Annotated in this window: 12 protein-coding genes and 1 pseudogene; 3 read left to right on the forward strand and 10 right to left on the reverse strand. The window is 72.5% G+C overall.

The annotated features are described in order from the left end of the window. Positions 1 to 40: 40 nt before the first annotated feature. The 4 genes from IQ279_RS22135 to IQ279_RS22150 all read right to left on the reverse strand — a co-directional run bounded on the left by IQ279_RS22135 (position 41) and on the right by IQ279_RS22150 (position 6,460). The gene (locus IQ279_RS22135; RefSeq protein WP_206350771.1) at positions 41 to 3,232 is read right to left on the reverse strand and encodes a glycosyl hydrolase 115 family protein; all 3,192 of its coding nucleotides are present in this window, start codon (positions 3,230 to 3,232) and stop codon (positions 41 to 43) included. A gap of 390 nt (positions 3,233 to 3,622) precedes the next feature. Then, positions 3,623 to 3,895 carry a DUF4235 domain-containing protein gene (locus IQ279_RS22140; RefSeq protein WP_093848697.1) on the reverse strand — a complete coding sequence of 91 codons (273 nt, stop codon included), beginning with the start codon at positions 3,893 to 3,895 and terminating at the stop codon, positions 3,623 to 3,625. A gap of 113 nt (positions 3,896 to 4,008) precedes the next feature. Continuing rightward, on the reverse strand, positions 4,009 to 5,652 hold the full coding sequence (locus tag IQ279_RS22145; protein WP_206350772.1) for a catalase: 1,644 nt from the start codon (positions 5,650 to 5,652) through the stop codon (positions 4,009 to 4,011). Between the two features lie 169 nt (positions 5,653 to 5,821). Beyond that, on the reverse strand, positions 5,822 to 6,460 hold the full coding sequence (locus IQ279_RS22150) for a hypothetical protein (protein WP_307792479.1): 639 nt from the start codon (positions 6,458 to 6,460) through the stop codon (positions 5,822 to 5,824). Positions 6,461 to 6,689: 229 nt separating this feature from the next. Between IQ279_RS22150 and IQ279_RS22155 the strand changes: the two genes are divergently transcribed. Then, a complete protein-coding gene (locus tag IQ279_RS22155) occupies positions 6,690 to 7,130 on the forward strand; it encodes a hypothetical protein (RefSeq protein ID WP_206350811.1) in 441 nt (146 codons plus the stop codon). 40 nt (positions 7,131 to 7,170) lie between these two features. Here IQ279_RS22155 and IQ279_RS22160 read toward each other — a convergent pair whose 3' ends face one another. Next, positions 7,171 to 8,250, reverse strand: a complete 1,080-nt coding sequence (locus tag IQ279_RS22160; protein WP_206350773.1) for a glutamate--cysteine ligase — start codon at positions 8,248 to 8,250, stop codon at positions 7,171 to 7,173. Positions 8,251 to 8,486: 236 nt separating this feature from the next. Here IQ279_RS22160 and IQ279_RS22165 point away from each other — a divergent pair, with 236 nt between their 5' ends. Then, positions 8,487 to 9,518 (forward strand): DNA topoisomerase IB, encoded by a 1,032-nt coding sequence (locus IQ279_RS22165; protein WP_206350777.1) that lies wholly within the window; start codon positions 8,487 to 8,489, stop codon positions 9,516 to 9,518. 204 nt (positions 9,519 to 9,722) lie between these two features. Here the strand turns inward: IQ279_RS22165 and IQ279_RS28215 are convergent, their stop codons facing one another. Both IQ279_RS28215 and IQ279_RS22175 read right to left on the reverse strand, forming a co-directional pair. Next, positions 9,723 to 10,121, reverse strand: a complete 399-nt coding sequence (locus tag IQ279_RS28215) for a hypothetical protein (protein ID WP_307792480.1) — start codon at positions 10,119 to 10,121, stop codon at positions 9,723 to 9,725. Positions 10,122 to 10,784: 663 nt separating this feature from the next. After that, on the reverse strand, positions 10,785 to 11,642 hold the full coding sequence (locus tag IQ279_RS22175) for a Sco1979 family transcriptional regulator (protein WP_206350778.1): 858 nt from the start codon (positions 11,640 to 11,642) through the stop codon (positions 10,785 to 10,787). Between the two features lie 363 nt (positions 11,643 to 12,005). Here IQ279_RS22175 and IQ279_RS22180 point away from each other — a divergent pair, with 363 nt between their 5' ends. Continuing rightward, the gene (locus IQ279_RS22180) at positions 12,006 to 12,440 is read left to right on the forward strand and encodes an ATP-binding protein (protein WP_206350780.1); all 435 of its coding nucleotides are present in this window, start codon (positions 12,006 to 12,008) and stop codon (positions 12,438 to 12,440) included. A 37-nt stretch (positions 12,441 to 12,477) separates the two neighbouring features. Here the strand turns inward: IQ279_RS22180 and IQ279_RS22185 are convergent, their stop codons facing one another. The 3 genes and pseudogenes from IQ279_RS22185 to IQ279_RS22195 all read right to left on the reverse strand — a co-directional run. Next, positions 12,478 to 13,893 carry an NADP-dependent succinic semialdehyde dehydrogenase gene (locus IQ279_RS22185; protein ID WP_206350782.1) on the reverse strand — a complete coding sequence of 472 codons (1,416 nt, stop codon included), beginning with the start codon at positions 13,891 to 13,893 and terminating at the stop codon, positions 12,478 to 12,480. 197 nt (positions 13,894 to 14,090) lie between these two features. After that, complete coding sequence (locus IQ279_RS22190) at positions 14,091 to 14,486, reverse strand: hypothetical protein (RefSeq protein ID WP_206350784.1); 396 nt, start codon at positions 14,484 to 14,486, stop codon at positions 14,091 to 14,093. Between the two features lie 109 nt (positions 14,487 to 14,595). Next, positions 14,596 to 14,999, reverse strand: a pseudogene (locus tag IQ279_RS22195) (hypothetical protein); the annotation flags it as partial.

A 14,999-nucleotide genomic window follows, 5' to 3' on the forward strand; every position in this document is an offset into this window, starting at 1 on the left:
CGTCCGGCAGGCTCGTCCCGGTGCCCGGCGCCGCCGCCCGTCAGCGGCCGGCTCTCCAACTCTCCGGCGGCCCCAGGTAGCTCGGCCGCAGACCGCCGGTGTCCACCACGATCCGGTGCACGACGACCGTCGGGTCGACCATCCACAGCTTCAGGACGTGGGCGCCCGGCCGGTCCACCGTGTGCCGGGTGACGGTGCGGTTGACGTTGTCGGAGGTGTTCCTCGCCCACCGCCTGTTCATGTAGGTGTCGTCGGCTCCGGTGGCGGTGGTGACGTTCACCGTCCGCGGTTCGGCGTCGTCGATCGAGACGGCGTACCGCAGGCCTTCCGTCGGAAGGACGTTGTTGCGCGGCGAGAGATACACCCACACGTCGGCCTCGCCGGCCGTGGTGAGCGTCATCTCGTACTCCAGGCGCGGCCCCCGGCCGCCCGGCTCCCGGCTGGGGGCGGTGACGGGGTAGGGCTCCATCCCGTCCTCCGCCCGCCCGATGTCCGGCAGGCGCTTCCAGCGGACACCCGCGGTCTCGACGGCCCGGGAGTGGTGCGCGGCCTCCATGGAGACGTGCCCGTCCGCCTCGACGAAGCCCCTCGGCCCCCGCCGCGGCATCGAGTGGTTCTCGACGACGGCCTGGACCTCCACGGTGGCGCCGCCGGGGCCGCGGACGGTGATGGGCACCCTGGTGACGCCCTTGGGGGCCCTCCTCCAGTCGACGCGCACGGTGGCGCGCACCTGCTCCCCGACCCGTCCGCGCGCGTGACTGATCCGCACCCAGGGCTCGGCCGCGGTGATGCGGTAGTCGAAGGGCCTGCTGCCGCGGTTGAAGACCTCGATGTACTGCTCGGGGTAGTTCTGGTACGGGCTGAAGGCGGGCAGCACCGCCTCCGCGTCCGCCTCGGGCCACCACAGGTCGGATCCGTCGATGCCCACGCCCATCTCCGCGCGGTCGGGCAGTTCGATGCGCCTGACCGCCGGGAAGACCTCGTCGGGCAGCGCGACGTGGTCGGGTGTCTGGGGCTGCTGCCAGGGCGCGTCGGGCCCGTAGCGCTCCACGTCCCCGTAGCCGATCTTCGGCTGGGTCTGGAACCCCTTCCACTTTCCGCCGGCCAGGATGTTGTTGTAGTGGTCCGACATCGCCCGGTCGTCGGCGAAGCGCTCGTCGGTGAGATCGGCGTAGCGGTTGGCGGCGGCGCGGCCCTGCCCGGCGTAGAGGAGGTTGGTGAACTCCGCCTCGCGCAGCTCGTAGAGGTTGGCGGTGGCCTTCACCTGGTAGAGCACGAGCTGGTAGTAGGCGTCCCGGTCCTCCTCGGGGAGCCTGCGGCCGGCCTTCTCCGCTCGCCTGGCGAGCCGGCGCCACTCCTCGGTGACCCGGGCCGTCTCGCCGTAGTGGTTGAGGTGGTAGGGACTGGCCTGGTCGTCGTGGACCACCGCCTCCTCGTCCTTCGCCAGGTCCTTGGCCGGGTCCAGGGTGATACGGCGGTTGAGCAGCTCGGGTTTGCGGCGGGCCTGCAGGACGCCGTAGGTGTGCAGGATCGAGGCGATCTCGTCGGCGTGCTCGGGGCCGAAGCTCTGGGCGACGTAGCCGCGCCCCCACTCGTGGAGCCTCTCCAGGGGCCAGCGCTCCGGGGCCCAGGCGTAGTCGAGGAAGAACTGCGTGGGCAGCTCCTCGGCCTTCAGGTCGCCCACGTTGACCACCCACAGGCGGTCCACGCCGTAGGTGTGGGTCAGGTGGAGCTGCTCCCAGGTGCTGACGAGGTTGACGGTGTCGACCCACTTGTAGTTGCGGCCGACTCCGACGTAGTCGAAGTGGTAGTACATGCCGTAGCCGCCGGCGCGCTTCGGGAGCGACTGGTCCGGGAGCTTGCGCATGTTGCCCCAGTTGTCGTCGCAGAAGACGACGGTGACGTCCTCCGGCGGGCGCAGTCCCTTGTCCCAGTAGCGCTGGACCTCCTTGTAGAGGGTCTGCACCTGCGGGATGCCGGTGACGTCCTCCCTGCCGGTGGCCTCGGCCAGGATCTCGCGCTGGCTGTCGAGGATGGACCGCATCAGGTCGATGCCGTCGCCGTCGGGCAGGCTGACGTCGCCGTTGCCGCGCATGCCGAGGGTGACCACTCCCTCGAAGTCCTCCTCCACCATGCGGCGGACGCCGTCGGCCCAGTACGCCTCGATCGCCTGCCGGTTGCGGCGGAAGCTCCACTCGCCGGTGCCGCCGTAGGGGTCGCTGCCGGGCTTGGTGATGTTTCCCTCGGCGTCGCGTTCGGCGGGGGTGGCGTGGCGGTTCCACTCCTCGATGCCGCGCATCATGGGGGCCTCGTGCGAGGTGCCCATCACGATGCCGTACTCCTTGGCGGTGGCGTGGTTGGCCGGGTCGTCCTCGGCGAAGGCCCGGCCCCACACGGCCGGCCACAGGTAGTTGGCCTTGAGCCGCAGGAGGGTCTCGAAGACCTTGGCGTAGAACTCCTTGTTGAAGCCGTTGGGGAAGCCGGGGGCGTGGCCGGGGCCGAAGTACTCCGGCGCCCAGGTGCCCAGCACCGGGTTCTCGTCGTTGACGAAGAAGCCGCGGTACTTCACGGCCGGGGTGCCCTGGGTGTGGCGGCCGGGCAGCACGTGCAGCTCGTCGTGGCGGCGCGGCGGCACGTCGTCCCAGAAGTGCCAGGGGGAGACGCCCATCTGGCGAGTGGTCTCGTAGACGCCGAAGATCGTGCCGCGCTGGTCGCTGCCGGCGATGACGAAGGCGCGGCGCACCCCCGGCGCCGGATTCTCCACCACCTGCTCGACGGTGGTCTCCCACTTCCCCGCGATGCCGGAGACGTCCAGCCTGCCGTCCGCGACGAGCCGGTCGATCAGCGGGCTCCTCCCGATGGTGCCGACGATCACGACCTCGGCGCGCCGCGGCGGGGCATCGCCCCGCTTGAGGGCCGGCTCGACACCGGTGACGCGCCCGATGTCCCTGCGCAGGTCCTCCGCCGCCCTCAGCACGCCGGGGTGGTCGCCGCCGCTGACCACGATCGGTGCGGCGCGGCCGTCCGCGACGAGAGGGGAGCTCCCTGCCCGGCGGGAGAAGGAGACGTAGGCGTCGAATCCTCCCCCGTGTCCGCCCCGGTCCGCGGCGGCGGCCGGGGGTGAGGCGGCGGCGGGTACGGCGGTGGCTGCCGCGGTCAGCGGAATCAGTCCGAGGAACGTCCGCCGGCTGGCGTTCTCGGGGGCCTGTGGACCGGTGTCGGGCCTTCTCATTGTTCGATCTCCGCAGTTCATGGACGGGAGAGGACTGGAGGGACGCACACACTGATCGTTCCGGAACGATTCCGGAAATCGAATCACCGAGACATGTTCCGGTCAAGGCTATCCACCATGGAAATCCCATGGTTCCCAATACAGTTGAGGGCACAGAACACCAGAAGAGGCCGTCCGGTATACCGAAAATTTTCGCCATCGTGACGACACTTCCGCGCGTGGCGCCTCTCCCGGGCGGCTGCGCCGCCGCATGTCCCCTCGGCCGCCCGGACCGGCGGAGGCCGAAGGCTCCGGAAGCCTCGGACCCGCCCCGCACACGGCGGCGGGGCCGTACGGATCTCCGTACGGCCCCGCCGCCGTGTGCGCCGCCCGCCGGGCGGCCGTGCGGGCTCAGCCCGGCCAGGTACCCGTCAGTTTGCGGACGGCGACGGCACCGCCGCGGTCCACCGCCGCCCTGACCACCGAGAAGATCACGCCCTGGATCGCGGCCGCCAGCAGGATCTCGCCCAGCTTGCGGTCCTCGTCCCCGGGGTCGGGCGCGTCGTCCTCGTCGCTGATCGCCTTCCACGCCTTCTTGAAGGCGGTGCTCGCGACCAGGCCGCCCAGGGTGCCGAGCGCGAACCCCACGGGCCTGTACACCAGCTTCTGCTTCCTCTTCTTCATGACCGGTTCTCTCCTACCGGGTCCGCGGGACTGTTCCGGGCGCACCGCCACGGGCCGCCCGGGTCTTCCCACGGCTTCCCCGTACGCGCCGCGCCATACCGCGCAGGCACCGGTCAGCGGGTCACCACGTGCCGCTCGTCGGGGACGCAGTGGGTCATCGTCAGGCCCTCGACGTCCCGCGGCGGGTTCTTGCCGAGGTTCGCCAGGCGCTCGCGGTCCTCGTCGGTGAACTGCTGGTCCGGCAGCGGCTCCAGGTTCGCCACGTCCTGCGGGGAGATGCCGAGTCCCTCGCCCACTCGCAGTCCGAGGTCGTTCTCCGCGAGCAGCAGGTGCCACACCATCCGCTCCTGGATGTGCCGGGGGCACTGCCTGAACTGGTCGGTGAAGTTGGCGACCAGGTCGTCGCGCTCCCAGTCCTCCATCAGCAGGTAGCGCTGCCCGGCCTGCATGTAGTCGTTGGTCCGCGGGATGCGGCTGCGGGTCAGCCTGCCGCGGAGCTCCGGTCCCTGCTCGCCGTAGCCCGGCCCCTCCGCCTCCTGGAGCCCGCCGAGGGTGGAGGGCTCGTAGTTGACGTGCCGGTTCTCGCCCCGGGGGTCGACCTCGTAGGCCATGGGGCCGCCGTTCTGGTTGGTGTGGACCGGGGCCTTGGCCCGGTTCACCGGCAGCTGGAGGTAGTTGGGGCCCACCCGGTAGCGCTGGGTGTCGCTGTAAGAGAAGGTGCGGCCGACCAGCATCTTGTCGTCGGAGAAGTCCAGACCGTCGACCAGCACACCGGTGCCGAAGGCGATCTGCTCGTTCTGGGTGAAGAAGTCGTCCGGCATCCGGTTGAGGACCATGCGGCCGACCGGCTTGGGCGGGAACTCCTGCTCGGGCCAGGTCTTGGTGTCGTCCAGCGGGTCGAAGTCCAGCTCCGGGTGCTCGTGGTCCTCCATCATCTGCACCAGGAGTTCCCACTCGGGGTAGTCGCCCCGCTCGACCGCCTCGTACAGGTCCTTGGTGGCGTGGCCGAGACTGCCGGCCTGGACGTTCGCGGCGTCCTCCTCCGTCATGGAGCGCACGCCCTGCTTGGGCATCCAGTGGTACTTGACCAGCATGGTGCGGCCGTCGGAGTTCTCCCACTTGTAGGTGTTGACCCCGAAGCCCTGCATGTGCCGGTAGTCGGCGGGGATGCCGCGCGGGCTGAAGAGGTTGACCAGCATGTGCATGGACTCGGGTGTCTGCGACATGAAGTCGAAGATCCGCTCCGGCCGCTGCTCGAAGGTCACCGGGTCGGGCTTGAGGGCGTGGATGACGTCGGGGAACTTGATGGCGTCCCGGATGAAGAAGACGCCCAGGTTGTTGCCGACGAGGTCCCAGTTGCCCTCCTCGGTGTAGAACTTCACCGCGAAGCCGCGGGGGTCCCGGGCGGTCTCGGCGGAGTCGCGTCCGCCGATGACCGTGGAGAAGCGCACGGCCACGTCGGTGCGCTTGCCCCGCTCCTGGAACAGCCTGGCGCGGGTGTACTGCGCGATGGGCTCGTCACCCCAGGAGCCGTACGCCTCGAAGTAGCCGAAGGCCGTCACGCCGCGCGCGTGCACCACCCGCTCGGGGATGCGCTCGCGGTCGAAGTGGCTGATCTTCTCGAGGAAGTGGTAGTTCTCCAGCGTGGCGGGACCACGGGCGCCGACCGTGCGCTGGTTCTGGTTGTCGTGGATCGGGTGGCCCTGCCGGTTCGTGAGCACCGGCCGGTCGTCGCGCTGCCTGGCTGTCTCGGTCACGTACAGGTCTCCTTCGAACGAGGGTTCGCGCGGCGGAGGCGTCCGGAACCGCCGTGCGCGTGTGCCTGTACCCCGATCCGCCCCTTTCGTACCTTCACGTCGGCCATCGGTGCGCCGCGCGGAGCGCGGACCGGCGTGTTCGGTCCGCGCTCCGGCTCCCCGTCCGGGGTCAGCGCTCCAGACCGCCTCGCATGGCGACGAACAGCTTCCCGGCCTCGTCGAGGGTGCTGTCGGGGAACAGCGCCACCGCGGCGGTGCTCTCGTCCGCCCAGCCGCAGACCACCTGGCCGTTCTCGGCGAGGGAGGCCATCAGGCACTCCACCGAGCCGCCCAGCGGCCCCGGATCGGCCACCGGCCGCGCCTGGGGCTGCCCCAGTTCCGGATCCCACTCGATGTACTCAAGCATGCCGCGGAAGAGGTGTTCGCGGCGTTTGTTCGTGTCCTCGGGGACGTTGTCGACGCCCTCGAAGAGGACCGGGTCACCGCCGCCCGGGGCGGCGAAGTGGCTGACGACCAGTCGCATGCCGTCCCGCATCTCCCCCGGGTCGACCGGTACGTCCGTGACGGCCCCGTCCCCGGTCTGCTTGCGCAGGCCCCCCGCCTCCGCCGCGTCCACCAGGGACCGCTGACCGTCCGTCGCGGCCGGCTGCGACGCGCTCGGGGAAGCGGTCGCCGAAGCGCCCGGAACGGCGGACGCCGGGACGTCGTCCGCCGGCAGGTCCTCCGGCTGGCAGGCGGTCAGCGCCGCGACGGCCGCCGCCGCGACGACCGCTGTCCGGCCCAGCGCTCCCCGTGATGTCCGAAACACAGTGGTGTACCCCCCTGTCCAAGGCCGTCCGTCCGACGGCCGCGACCAGTGGACGCGCAGGTGGGCGGGCCCGGTTCCCGCGCCCGGGCCGCCGCCGGAGGGGGGAGGCGGCACGCCCGTGAGGCTGGCCCGAAGTCCCGCTGTCCCCGCCGGTCGATCCGGGGTACGCATGACGGGGGGGGGACCGCAGAGCGGGCGGCCGCTCCCCCGTGTGGAGAGGAGGCGCCCCGTGCCCACCGAGACGGACACCGGCCGGGAGTGCGGTGCCCCGCCCGGCCCCCCGCGCCCCGGGCCGCCCGAGCAGCCGCCGCAGCGGGCGGAGGACGGCCGGTGCGCGTGGGTCGTCGGCGACTGCTGGCTGTGGTGCCTGCGCAGCGGCACGGCGGTGACCTGGCTCGGACCGGTGGTCTCCTGGGGCACCCACGCCCCGCTGTACGCCTGCGAGGACTGCATCAGCCGGCTGGAGGAGCAGGTGGAGAGCCCCTCCCCCGCCGGGCGGGGCCCCGTGTGCTGGCTGTGGTGCGGGCGGGGCGACGTGCCGCTGAGCCCCCTCGCGGAGGTCGGGTACCGCGGGAGGACGACCGTGTTCTCCGCCTGCGAGGAGTGCGTCGCCCGGCTCAAGCAGAGGGTGCTGGCCGCGGCGATGGTCAAGGACGCGGCCGGTCGCTGAGCCCCCGCCCAGGTGGGCGGGGGCTCGGTTCAGGCCACGTTCAGGCCACGGTCCTGCGCACCGCTTCGGCCACGACGGCGCTCAGGTCGCCCCCCGTCTCCTCGAAGACGGCGCGCTGGGCGGCGGCGCCGTTGCCGCGCCGGAAGAGGTCCTCGACCCCTTCCTTGGCCAGGGGCAGGTCACCGGTGTCCGACAGGGCCGGCGCGACGTGGTCGAGCAGGGCGCCCACGACGCTCTGCGCGGGAGCCGGCTCGAAGGTCACCGGGTGCACCAGTTCCCCGGAGAGTCCGGATCGGCCCGCCCGCCATGCCGCCAGGCGCAGCAGGCCGACGTCCGCCGGCGCGGGCGGTTCGCCGGCGCGCCACTGCCGGGCCGCCGTCTCCACCAGCGCGCGGACCAGCGCCGCGAGCAGCACCGTGTCGCGGGCGTCGAGGCACACGTCGGCGACCCGCACCTCGACCGTGGGGTAGTTCCGCGCCAGCCGGGCGTCGAAGTAGACCATCCCCTCGTCCAGCAGCGCCCCCGTCCGGATCATCGAGCGCACCCGCTCGCGGTAGTTCCCGGCCGAGCCGAAGACCTCCACCGGTCCCGCCGACGGCCACCGGCCCCACACCCGGTTGCGGTAACTGGCGTATCCGCTGTCCTCCCCCTGCCAGAAGGGGGAGTTGGCGCTCATCGCCAGCAGCGGGGCCAGCCACGGCCGGATCCGGTCCAGGACGGCGACCCCCTCCTCGTCGGACTCCACGCTCACATGGACGTGAAGTCCGCAGGTGAGCTGCTCCTGGGCGGTCAGCCCGTACTCGCCGGCCATCCGCAGATAGCGCTCGCCTGGGCTGAGCGAGGGGTCGACCGCCCTCGGCGAGGTGGCCAGCGCCGCGACCTCCGCCCCGACCGCGCGCGCCCGCTGCGACGCCGCGCCGCGCCATCGGCGGACCTCCACGGCCAGGTCCACCATCTGCGTACGCGGACGGGTACCTGTCTCCAGCTGCTCCTCCTGGAGCTCCTTCTCCAGCTCCTCGTCCTCGCCCACGGAGGCCAGCACCGCTCCCGAGACGGCCTGCGGCTCACCGCTGTCCGCGCTCACCAGGAGCAGTTCTTCCTCGACACCGACGCTTCTCATCGCCACAGCCTCCTCAGGCGCTCGTCCGGTCCAGCGACTTCCCCGACCGGGCGCGAGTACGCGCCACGGTTCGGTCACACGACCGGCCCAGGCGAACGGGTCATGGAAAGACCGAAAGGGGGAATGAGCACGATCCCACCGGCGCACCGCCCGCGCGGCGGCGTACCGGCCCCGGGCGCCCCGGGAAACCCCGGGAGCCCTGTGGGAACCACAGGAGACAGGCCAGGGAGGACCGCTTGCGTCTGCGCCACACCCGGCCCGGCGACCCCGGCTACACCCGCAGGCGCCACGGCCGCGGCTTCCGCTACCTCGACGCCGGGGGCCGGCCGCTGCGCGATCCGGCGGAACTGGAGCGGATCAAAGCCCTGGTGATCCCGCCGGCCTGGACGGACGTGTGGATCCGCCCCAGGCCCAACGGCCACCTCCAGGCCGTGGGCACCGACGCCTCCGGGCGCCGCCAGTACCTGTACCACCCGTGCTTCCGGGCGGAGCAGGAGAAGTCCAGGCACGAGCACGTGCTGGAGGTGGCCGAGGCGCTGCCCCGCATCCGCGGGACGGCCGAGACCCACCTGGGCGAGCGCGGGCTGACCCGAAAGCGGGTGCTGGGCACCGCGGTCCGCCTGCTTGACCTGGGGTTCTTCCGCGTCGGGGGCGAGCGCTACGCGGAACTGAACAACTCCTACGGCCTGACCACCCTGCTGCGCGAGCACGCCGACTGCGCGGGTGGCGAGGTGACCTTCGTCTACACCGGCAAGCACGGCCGGGAGGTGGTGCGCGCCGTGGCGGACCCCGCGACGTTCCGGGCGGTACGTGCCCTCAAACGGCGCCGCGGGGGCGGCGAGAGGCTGCTGGCCTACTGGGAGCGGCCGGCGTGGCACGAGGTGACCGGTGAGGACCTCAACGCCCACTTGAGGGATCTGGGCGGGGTGGACGTCACCGCCAAGGACTTCCGCACCTGGCACGCCACCGTGCTGGCCTCCGTCGCCCTGGCCGTGTCGCGGTTCGCCGACCGGAGCGACGCCTCCCGTCGCCGTGCGGTCGCCCGCGCCGTCAAGGAGGTCTCCGAGCACCTGGGCAACACCCCGGCGGTGTGCCGCGCCTCGTACGTCAACCCGCGGGTGATCGAACTGTACGAGGAGGGTGTCACCATCGCCCCGGCCCTGCACCGGCTCGGGGACCGGGCCGCCTTCGGGGTGCCCGCGACCCGGGGGGCGATCGAGGAGGCGGTGCTGCGGATGCTGCGCACCGGCCGTCCTCCACGGGGCTGAGCCGGACGGCCGGTGCGGGAGCGGCCGGGATCGCCCCGCCGGCCGCCTCCCCCGGCTTCCGGACGGCCGGTGCCCCATGCCACGTCGGCCGAAGGGCCGGGCGGGACCGGCTGCATGCGGTCCACGGCCGTCCTGCGGTCGCGGTCCCTCGGCCCTGCGGGCCCGGGGAGTCCCGCCACCGGGCGAACCCCGGCGAACGCGGCACTAGGTTCTCGAGGCCGCCATGCACTCCCCTTCCCCGGCCCACTCCTCGACCGGCCTGCTGCGATCGTAGGGGTCCCTCTCCTCGCCCGTGGCGGGGTTGGCGTACCGGTCGGCGACGAACTGCGGGTGGATGAAGCCGTCGTGCTCGTCGCAGGTGTCGTTGGCGATGTCCCCATCGTAGCTGTACAGCCATAGCATGCCCTCGGTGTGCTCCCACCGTGGGCCGTACAGCACATCGCGGTCGAGGTTGGCGGCGACCAGGAACTTCTTGGTCCGCTCCAGGGCGGCCCGGATCTCGGCGGCCGGCACACCGCCGACCGCGGTGGCCTTCGGCATCTCGATGGCGTCCGCGCCCTCGGCCCACCGCCTGGCGGGCGAGCCGGCGAACGGCTGCTTCACCGTGGGCTGATCGGGCAGGGGTTCCGCATCCGGCGCGGTGGCGGGCGCGGCGGTCTCCGCGGGCAGGGGGGGCGGCCGATCCGGGGCCGTCGGCGCCGTCGGGCAGCCAGGAGCGCACGAGCGCCGGATCGAGCGCGTAGAGCAGGGCCAGCGCGGTCACACCGGCGCCGAGCGCCATGCCGGCCCGGGCCGGCCGCCCTCGTCCGCGCCTGCCGCCCTCCATCTCCCGCCAGGCGGGGCCGGTGCGCCAGCCCTCGGGCTGCCAGGGTTCGGGCTGCCGCTTCCTCCCCCAGCGCCGGCTCCGCCGCCTCGCGGCGGCTTCCTCGTCGGCCTTCCGCAGACGCTCGGTCACCATCCGCGCCCGGGCGGACGGCTCCTTGGGTGCGGAGCCGGGGGAGGTCTCGCACTCGTCGACGAAGCGCTCCCACATCTCGTCGGGTATGTCCGGCCGCCCGCCCTCCGGTTCGCCGGAATCGTTCCCTGGGGTGGGCGGCTGGACAGACATGACGTGCTCTTCCTTGTCTCTTCCGATCACGTGCCGACGTGAATCGATCATCGGGAAGGGCCATTCCTACATGCCTGTACACCGACCGCACAACGGTTGTACGGAGGAAGACGGCCGCCCTGTGACGTCGGTCACGCCGGGCGGGGGGGCGGGCCGCCTCAGAAGGCCTCGCGCAGTTCGAGCAGCGTCCGCTCGGTGTCCTGGACCGGCAGGGCCTGGGTGACCATGCGGTCGAGGGCTTCGAGATAGGTGGTGACCTCGGGGCGCTCGTCGATGTAGACGGCGCCGGTCAGGCTCTCGGTGTAGACGATGTCCGGCAGCTCCGGGTAGCTGAACCGGAAGAGCTGGAAGGGGCCGAACATCCCCGGGTGGGGACCGGCCCTGAAGGGCATGATCTGCAGGCTGATCCCGGGACCGGCGCAGACCTCGACCAGCCGGTCGATCTGCGCCCTCATGACACCGGCTCCGCCGACCGGTCTGCGCAGCACCTGTTCGTCCAGCACCGCCCACAGTCGCGGCGCGTCGGGCTTGGCCAGGAGCTGCTGCCTGCCCATGCGCAGCGCGACCCGCCGGTCGAGCTCCTCCTCGTCCGCCCGGGGGAAGCCGGTCCGCAGCAGGGCGCGGGCGTACTCCTCGGTCTGGAGCAGACCCGGAACGCAGTGGGGCTCGTAGGAGCGGATGAGGTCGGCCTCGCTCTCCAGGCTGACGTAGAGGCTGAACCAGTCCGGCAGGACGCTGCGGAAGCGGTGCCACCAGCCCGGCTTGTTGGCCTTCTCCACCAGAGCGAGGAAGGCGTCGGCCTCTTCCGCCCCGACGCCGTAGCTCTCCAGCAGCGCCTTGACGTACAACGGGCGCAGGCCCACCTCGGCCTTCTCCATGCGGCGGACCGTGGATGTGGTGACGCTCAGGACCCGGGCGGCTTCCTCGAACGACTTCCCGGCACGTTCCCGCAGGTCACGCAGGCGTAGCCCCAGGACGATCTGCCCCACGGTCGGCGCCGACCGGGACTCGCCCATGGTCTCTTCCTCTCCGCTCGCGTCTCACCGGCAGAGCAGTGTGCCACGGAGCCGGTGACGCGGCCAGGCTGTCGTTTAAATCTTGCAATTTGCAGAACTCTTCTTGCCTTTTGCGGACACCAATGAGCATAGTAGCCGGGTGATCCAGTTCACGGCGCGGTCACACCGGCGTCGAACCGTACCGGTACACGGGCTCTCCCACCCCCTTCGCGGACCCCGTGCCCTCGCCGTTCCTCCCCACCGTGGCGCACCGGGCACCGGCCCCCGGCACGGGCCGCGCCCCGCACACGGTGCACCGGACCCGACGCCCACCGGCGTACGAAAGGCGAGCCACTGATGGCTCTTCTCCCCCGCTCAGCGCACATGACCCCCATGCTGCCGGCCGTCCACCCCCAGCGATCGCGGCAACGGGCGGAATTCGAGGTGCCCGCCCAGCGCTCCTCGGTGTGTGTGGCCCGGCACCTGCTCGCGGAGTGGCTGCACCGCTGGCACTGTCCGCAGAGCGCGGTAGACACGGCGCAGCTGGTCGTCTCCGAGTTCGTCACCAACGCCGTGGTCCACACCGTCAGTGACAGGATCGCCTGCCTTCTCCAGCACGGCGACCGGCGACTGCGCATAGAGGTGCGCGACCAGGGCACCGGCGCGCCCGGACTCGCGGCCCGCTCCGCCGACGTCGAGGCGACCAGCGGGCGCGGCCTCCAACTCGTCGACGCCCTCGCCGAATCCTGGGGGGACATACCCGCCGCCCGGACGCGGGGACGCGTCGTATGGGCGGAACTGAGGCTCGACGACGCCTGACGGGCCCGGGCCCTGCCGTCACACACCGCCCCGCGCGTCACTCGGCGGTGGGCACGTCCGGGGGCGTGCCGTGCCAGACCGTGGTGACGTTGCAGAACTCGCGGATGCCGTGCCCCGACAGCTCCCGGCCGTAACCGGAGCGCTTGATCCCGCCGAAGGGCATCGCCGGGTGCGAGGCGGTCATGCCGTTGAAGTAGACACCGCCCGCCCGCAGGTCGCGCACGCAGCGCTCCTGCTCCTCCCCGTCTCGGGTCCAGACGTTGGAGCTCAGGCCGAAGGGGGTGTCGTTGGCCACCGCGATCGCCTCGTCCAGGTCCGCCGCCCGGTAGAGCGTCGCCACCGGCCCGAAGGTCTCCTCGCGGTGGACGCGCATCCCGGGCGTGACGTCGGCCAGGACGGTGGGCTCGTAGAACCAGCCGGCCGGATGGGCCGCGGGCCGCCGCCCGCCGCACAGCACGGTGGCACCGCGGGAGCGGGCGTCGGTGACCAGCTCCTCCAGGTCGGCCCGGCCCCTCTCGCTGGCCAGCGGCCCGACCTGGGTGGACTCGTCCATCGGATCGCCCACCTTCAGCGCCTCCATGCCGTCCACGAACAGCCGGGCGAACTCCTCGTACACGTCCCGGTGCACGATGAAGCGCTTGGCCGCGATGCAGGACTGGCCGTTGTTCTGGGTCCGCGCGGTCACCGCGACCTCGGCCGCCTTCACCACGTCCGCCGAGGGCAGGACGAGGTACGGGTCGCTGCCGCCCAGCTCCAGAACGGTCTTCTTGATCTCGTCGCCGGCGACCGAGGCCACCGAGCGCCCGGCCGGTTCGCTGCCGGTGAGCGTCGCGGCGGCCACACGGCCGTCGCGCAGGACGTCCTCCACCGCCCCGGAGCCGATCAGCAGGGTCTGGAAGCAGCCCCTCGGATAGCCCGCCCGCCGGAAGAGATCCTCCAGGTACAGAGCGGTCCGCGGCACGTTCGAGGCGTGCTTGAGCAGGCCGGTGTTGCCCGCCATCAGTGCCGGGGCCGCGAAGCGGATCACCTGCCACAGCGGGAAGTTCCACGGCATCACCGCCAGGACCGGGCCCAGGGGGCGGTAGCGCACGTACGCGGTGCTGCCGCCGCTGTCCTCCACGTCCGCCGGCGAGGGGTGCTCGTCGGCCAGCAGCTCCTCGGCGTGGTCGGCATACCAGCGCATCGCCTTCACGCACTTGGCGGCCTCGGCGCGGGCCGCGGTGACGGGCTTGCCCATCTCGGTGGTCAAAGTGCGGGCGATGTCGTCCCGCTCCTTCTCCAGCAGGCCGGCCGCCCGGTGCAGCAGTTCGGCGCGCTCGGCGAAGCCGGTGGTGCGGTACTCCTCGAAGGCGGCGCGGGCGCGCTCCAGCCGCTCCTCGATCCCCTGGTCGCCCAGGGCCTCGAAGGTCTGCAGGGTCTCACCGGTGGCCGGGTTGGTGGTCGAGATGGGCATGGGTCCCTCCCGGGGTGCTCTGAGACGGTGCGGCCCGCCGGCCGGACAGCCGGCGGGCGGGTGCGCGCTCCCCGCTCCCGCTCGTCCTCGCTCGCTTCCGTTCGCGGGGGCGCGTACCCGCCCGCGGCGCTCTCAGTCCGCGAACGGCGGCCCCGGGGCGATGGGAGCGGCCCCGGGGCGGTCGGCGCCGGGGCCGGTCAGCGCTGGGCGAGCCTCAGCCGCACTTCCACCTCCTGGTCGCCCGAGATCCGGGGCTCGGCCGTCACGTCGTAGAAGCCCACGAGAGCGTTCTGGACCTGCCGCACCGCGTCGGGGCCGCCGCTGAGGTCCGCCTCGACCGGCTCCCCGAGTTCCAGGGTGCACTCCACCTCACCGTGGGCGCGGACGTCGACCGTGCCCACCCAGAACTTCCGCTGCTCGCCGTCCGCCCCGGGCCCGCCCCCGCCGTTGCCGTCGCCCAGCTCGGGCGATTCGGGGAACGCCGACCTCAGGACGGCGAAGACGGCCGCCGCGTTCGAAGCGGTGCAGTGGGGCAGCTCGATCTCGACGAGGCAGGCCCCTTCCTTGGTCTTTCCGGTCTGTTCAGTGCTCATAGCCCACCTGTACCCCGGTGCGGGCGATGGTCACAGGCCGTTCCGGCACACGACCGGTCCGCCGCCGCGGAGCCGGGCCCGGAGGTCGGCGCGGGCACGGAACGCGCCGCTACCCGGCGGGGTCCAAGATGGCCCCGGTGTCGCGGAGGTAGTCGCCGTAGGGCTGCGGCACGGACCCTTCGAGCGGTTCCCGGCGAGGGCCCGGACCGGGCTCGGCGGAGCGGAGGACGGCGTGGTGGCACACCCGGAGGGCCGCCGGGAGGCTGGGATACCGCCACTGGTCCGGTCCGGGCGCCGCGCAGCGGTCGTCCTCCACCGGAGCCGGAGGCTCCCCCTGCGGGGTGGACTCGTACCAGCCGTACCGCCCGGGAGCGTCGTCGGTGCTGTCGTTCAGCACCAGCGTGGCCCCGGCGCCCGCCGCCGCGAGCACCGCCCATCCGGTGACCAGTACCTGCTTCGCCCGGCGCGACGCCATGACGGACTCCCCCTCACGGAAACGATGGTGATCATCAC

The sequence above is a fragment of the Streptomyces verrucosisporus genome (genome assembly GCF_017114865.1).
Lineage (GTDB): Bacteria > Actinomycetota > Actinomycetes > Streptomycetales > Streptomycetaceae > Streptomyces > Streptomyces fenghuangensis.